The sequence below is a fragment of the Xenorhabdus yunnanensis genome (assembly GCF_028598805.1).
GTDB lineage: Bacteria > Pseudomonadota > Gammaproteobacteria > Enterobacterales > Enterobacteriaceae > Xenorhabdus > Xenorhabdus yunnanensis.
Window position 1 is genome coordinate 1 of record NZ_JAQRFI010000300.1, and the last position, 274, is coordinate 274.

1 protein-coding gene is annotated in these 274 nt (G+C 42.3%); it reads right to left on the reverse strand.

All coding sequences use genetic code 11. The features are described 5' to 3' along the window. Positions 1-274, reverse strand: a 274-nt coding sequence (locus PSI23_RS22335; RefSeq protein WP_273557085.1) for a hypothetical protein, incomplete at both ends; no start/stop codon positions are given.

Genomic DNA, 274 nt, shown 5'->3' on the forward strand with positions numbered 1-274 from the left:
CTTACATTCAAATGCCCCTGAGGTCACTTCAACGACTTCTTTATCCCCGAATATTGACGGAAACGTTTTATTTTCACCTAAAAACTTAATGCCAGCGGGAAAGGTTATTTCTGACGCCGGGTTTTTAGCGCTGACCTTTTTTATTGCCCGGTCAGAAATTAATCTATCATCCCCCTTATAAACAATGTGGGGTAACTGAGTTCTGTCTTTTGCATAAGCCAGAATATATTCATGTTCCCGGGTAAAAATGGATGCGGAGGTTCTCCCGCTCTTC